The following is a 217-nucleotide window of genomic DNA, read 5'->3' on the forward strand; positions in this document are numbered from 1 at the left end:
TTGTCCTATGTCCCGCCAAAGCGCCTAGGCTGCAGCCCCGCGGTACCCCCAGCACTGCAGCCACGCCTGGGCGGCCCGGCGCAGACTTGCCGGCGCACCCTCGATTTGGAGGATGGCCTTGTAGACCACCGCCCAGAAGGAGCGGCTGTCCCCCGGCATGGGGATTTGGTACTTCTGCGCGTAGGCCTCGATCCGCCGCCGGTCCAGTGAAAAGAGC

1 protein-coding gene is annotated in these 217 nt (G+C 67.3%); it reads right to left on the minus strand.

Annotated features, from left to right (window positions below; all coding sequences use genetic code 11):
- Positions 1–24 precede the first annotated feature (24 nt).
- The coding region (locus HJV72_RS19295; RefSeq protein ID WP_208073494.1) for a hypothetical protein at positions 25–217 on the minus strand (193 nt) is incomplete at its 5' end.

The organism is Extibacter sp. GGCC_0201, assembly GCF_017566055.1.
Classification (GTDB): domain Bacteria; phylum Bacillota; class Clostridia; order Lachnospirales; family Lachnospiraceae; genus Extibacter.